A 4,038-nucleotide genomic window follows, 5' to 3' on the forward strand; every position below is an offset into this window, starting at 1 on the left:
AAATTTTAGCATTTTTACATGCTACCTATCATTATAGCACTATCGAATCTCATCTATAAACTTATATTGGTGAATACAAATAAAAAGATTGATGTGAATTCTCACATCAATCTTTTTTATTATTGTTGCTTCTCATATACATGGTAATAATACGTATACGGGTTTTTTTCATCCGTTAAACCTTTTTCTACAAAAATCTCTTTCCAATTTGTCATATCCATTTCTGGGAAGAATGTATCTCCTTCAAATGCATAATGGATTTTTGTTATATATAACTTGTCTACATAAGGTAAAAAGAGATTGTAAATTTGCGCTCCGCCAAAAATAAAAATCTCTTCTTCATTTTTACATAGTTCAAATACTTCTTCTACAGAATGAACAACTTCACAGCCTTCAACATGATACCCTTCATTACGAGTTACAATAATATTACGTCTTCCAGGCAGTGGTCTACCAATCGCTTCATAGTTCTTTCTTCCCATAATAAGCGGGTGGCCCATCGTTGTTTTCTTCACGTATTGTAATTCACTCGGTAAACGCCAAGGTAAATTATTATCTTTACCAATTACTCTATTTTCGTCCATCGCGACCATAAATGAAACAATCATTTTTTCATCTCCTCTACAATTATACTGCAACCGGTGCTTTAATTGCTGGATGCGGATCGTATCCTTCAATCTTTAAATCTTCCATTTCAAAATCAAACACAGATTTCACATCTGGATTTAATGTAAGTTTCGGGAATGGACGTGGTTCACGTGCCAATTGCTTTTCTACTTGTTCAAAATGATTTGTATAAATGTGTGCATCTCCAATTGTATGAACAAATTCTCCTACTTCAAGACCACATTCATGTGCAATTAAATGTGTTAGTAGTGAATAACTTGCGATGTTAAATGGAATTCCAAGGAATATGTCACCACTTCTTTGATATAGCTGACAAGAAAGTTTTCCGTCCGCTACATAAAATTGGAATAATGTATGACAAGGCGGTAATGCCATACTCGGTACGTCTTCAGGATTCCAAGCAGAAACGATTAAACGACGTGAGTCTGGTGTTTTTTTAATCATTTCAATTACATCTTTTAATTGATCAAGTGTCTCACCAGCTGTCGTTTTCCAAGCACGCCATTGTTTACCGTAAACGTCTCCTAAATAACCATATTTATTTGAGAACTCATCATCTTCTAAAACGTTCTTTTTAAACAATTCCATTTGCTCATCGTACTGTACTTTAAATTCTTCATCTTGTTGTGAGCGAAGACCAAAATCAGTCATGTCAGGACCAGTATACTCATCACTTTCTACCCAGCTCTTAAACGCCCATTCATTCCAAATGTTATTATTATGCTGCAATAAATAGCGAATATTTGTATCACCTTTCATAAACCAAAGTAGTTCACTTGCTACAAGGCGAAATGGTACTCTTTTTGTCGTTAATAAAGGAAATCCTTTGCTCAAATCAAAACGCATTTGATATCCAAATACAGATACAGTTCCTGTCCCTGTACGATCTTCTTTCTTCGTACCATGTTCCATTACATGGCGGCATAAATTTAAGTATTCATTTTCAGCATGTTTCATATGTAGGAAAACCTTCTTTCAATCGTATATGGAATTTATCATAACATGAAAAATGGTAAATTTAATAATCTTAATTAATAAAATTTCTTGCGCTAATTCTTACAAAATTATTAACTTTCCATATTTTAAAAGGTTTTCATTTTCTATTACCGAAAGTATAGTGCGGTAGATCAAAATTTATATTTGGAGGTTAGAAATATGTCTAAAATTGAAACACCTGTTATGACTTCTTTACAAACCACGGTTGAAAAAATGATGAAGGATTTAAATGTTCCTGGTGTTGCTGTCGCTGTTATAAAAGACGGTGAAGTTATTCTTTCAGAAGGTTTCGGCTATCGTAATATAGAAACAAAAGAGGCTGTTACACCGAATACTCGATTCGCAATCGGTTCCTCAACGAAAGCGTTTGGTACACTTTCATTAAGCTTGTTAGCACAGCAAAAAAAGTTTAATTGGGATGCTCCTGTCCCTTCTTATATACCTAATTTTACTTTATCTGAACTACTTGCTAGCTCACAAGTTACAGGACGTGATTTAGCTTCTCATCGAACTGGAGTGAGTCGTCATGAGGCTCTTTGGTACAGTTCTTCCTTATCTCGAAAAGATCTCGTTGAAAAAATAAAACATTTACCACTTGATGCACCGTTCCGGACTGCATTTCTATATAACAACTTAATGTATGCAACAATTAGCTACATTGTTGAAAACATTACAAATCAAACGTGGGAGCAATACACTACAGAACATATTTTAGAACCTTTAAATATGAGACATACAAACTTCTCTGTTAACGATTCACAAACTACAGATGATTACGCTTTACCTTACATTGAAAATGACGGTGAAATAAAAGCAGTTCCATTCCGTAACATCGATACAGTTGGCGCTGCTGGGTGTATTAATTCCACAATTGAAGATATGGCAAATTGGGTACTTCTCCACTTAAATGAAGGAAAATTTGGAGATCATGAATTAATCTCCTCTGAATTATTACAACAAATGTATACACCACACAATTCAATTCCAGACCAACCGGTTTTATCACTCCCTGAATCTCCATTAAATAGTTACGGTCTTGGTTGGTTTATTAGCGCTTATCGTGGTAAAAAAGTGATTCATCATGGCGGTAATATCGATGGATTTTCAGCGCTTGTTTCATTCATACCAACAGAAAACATAGGCCTTGTCATTTTAACGAATGCTGGAGGAACATTACTTCCTACTTATCTCGCTAATCAAATTTATGACGAACTACTTGAATTAGAATCCATTGATTGGCATAAACGTGCTGTAGAAGATACTAAAAAAATGAAGGAAATGATGAAAGAAGCAACTGAATCCCTCCCTGAACAAATTAAAGGGACTACACCTTCGCACAAGTTAGAGGATTATACTGGTACTTTTGAACATCCTGCATACGGAACATTACAAGTATACAAACGAGATGATTCGTTATATGTACAATTTATGGAAATGGATATTCAATTAGGGCATCATCATTACGACATCTTCTCCACAAAAGTTGACTTATTCCAAATGAAAATGAGCTTATTATTCGCTTATGAAATGAATGTAAGTGGTGAATTCCCATCCCTTCAGTTACATGTACCAGCTACATTAAGTACTCAGCCGCTTACATTTAAGAAAATTAAATAAGTATTTTGATGGTAAAAAATAAAGGTAGGTGCGAATCACACCTACCTTTTCTATGTCATATCAATCTTCTCTGGTTGAAACCAAATTGGCTTCGATAACTCAAAGTTATTATGATCCTCTAAAACTATAGTAAGACGCTCTAACATATCATCTAACATATGCGGCGCTGCTAGTAATGTCCAGACAACTGAGGAGAAAACTGTCATGCCAACGTACACCGCATATAAATTCCAGAACTCCTCTGGTATTCTCCCATTAAAATATCCTTCTATTTGTCCGATTGAATACGGAATACTAATATCCCTTGCAAACAGTGCAATTTTTACGAAATCATGAATTGGGTCGCCCCAGTCGTAGCCATTAAAATCAACAACACCTACATATCTCGCATCACGTACAATTATATTTTCTAAGTGAAAATCATCGTGTTGAAATCGATTCGGGCGGTTCTTTAAATATATTTCATTTTCTTCAATAAACTTTATGATTTTATCATCATTTTTTATGTTTATTCCGCATGTTTTGTATACCTCTACATATTTACTATGTTTTTTCATAGCTCTTTCATACCATGGAAGTATATTATTAGGAGCCTCATATGTATGCATTTTTGCTAAATCTTTTCCTGCCTCTATACCAATATCATATTGTTCTTTTGGTGAATACGTAGGCAATAGCTTCTTCGCATCTTCCCCTTCTAAATATGAAAAAATACTATAGCATACACCTTCTTCTTCCAATATACCTATTTCAATTGGCCTTTGTGCCTGTACGTTACGTTTTACCATTTCATTTAAA

The 4,038-nt window shown here is 34.4% G+C and carries 4 protein-coding genes; 1 reads left to right on the plus strand and 3 read right to left on the minus strand.

What is annotated here, in order from left to right; genetic code table 11:
• Nucleotides 1–119: 119 nt before the first annotated feature.
• Together ABWK52_RS26650 and ABWK52_RS26655 are read right to left on the minus strand one after the other, a co-directional pair.
• Complete coding sequence (locus ABWK52_RS26650; RefSeq protein ID WP_087875312.1) at nt 120–608, minus strand: dihydrofolate reductase; 489 nt, start codon at nt 606–608, stop codon at nt 120–122.
• Nucleotides 609–627: 19 nt separating this feature from the next.
• Entirely contained in the window at nt 628–1,584 is a 957-nt protein-coding gene (locus ABWK52_RS26655; protein ID WP_000679608.1) for a thymidylate synthase, read from the minus strand.
• A 198-nt stretch (nt 1,585–1,782) separates the two neighbouring features.
• Here ABWK52_RS26655 and ABWK52_RS26660 point away from each other — a divergent pair, with 198 nt between their 5' ends.
• Complete coding sequence (locus ABWK52_RS26660; RefSeq protein WP_000034348.1) at nt 1,783–3,240, plus strand: serine hydrolase; 1,458 nt, start codon at nt 1,783–1,785, stop codon at nt 3,238–3,240.
• A 50-nt stretch (nt 3,241–3,290) separates the two neighbouring features.
• Here ABWK52_RS26660 and ABWK52_RS26665 read toward each other — a convergent pair.
• Nucleotides 3,291–4,038 (minus strand): aminoglycoside phosphotransferase family protein (locus ABWK52_RS26665; protein WP_353772254.1); only part of this gene is annotated, 748 nt, incomplete at its 5' end.

The organism is Bacillus sp. AP50 (assembly GCF_040492675.1).
GTDB lineage: Bacteria > Bacillota > Bacilli > Bacillales > Bacillaceae_G > Bacillus_A > Bacillus_A cereus.